A 283-nucleotide genomic window follows, 5' to 3' on the forward strand; every position below is an offset into this window, starting at 1 on the left:
GATATCCGAAGCCTCGGCGAGACGCTCGATGCTCAGCCCTTCGAGCGCCAGATCATCGGAGTCCTCGGCGCTGAACACGCCGTCGACGAAGACCACCTTGAGCCGGTCGCGTTCGCTGAAGACCGGCGCCTCGTCGTCCGCGGCCATCACGGCGGCGGCGGGCGCCTCGACTGCGGTCAGCGTGTCGGGGCGGGTGAATTTCCAGTACTCGTCACGGCCGCCGGGCAGGCCCATGGCCTGCACGCGGGCCAGCGCCGCCTCGCGGGCCGGACGCGACCAGCCG

At 71.7% G+C, this 283-nt stretch carries 1 pseudogene; it reads right to left on the bottom strand.

Annotation, left to right across the window (positions count from 1 at the left end):
• Window positions 1-283, bottom strand: a pseudogene (locus E0702_RS16975) (Fe-S cluster assembly protein SufD); the annotation flags it as partial.

Source organism: Halomonas marinisediminis (genome assembly GCF_004347715.1).
In the GTDB taxonomy this organism is placed as follows: domain Bacteria; phylum Pseudomonadota; class Gammaproteobacteria; order Pseudomonadales; family Halomonadaceae; genus Halomonas; species Halomonas icarae.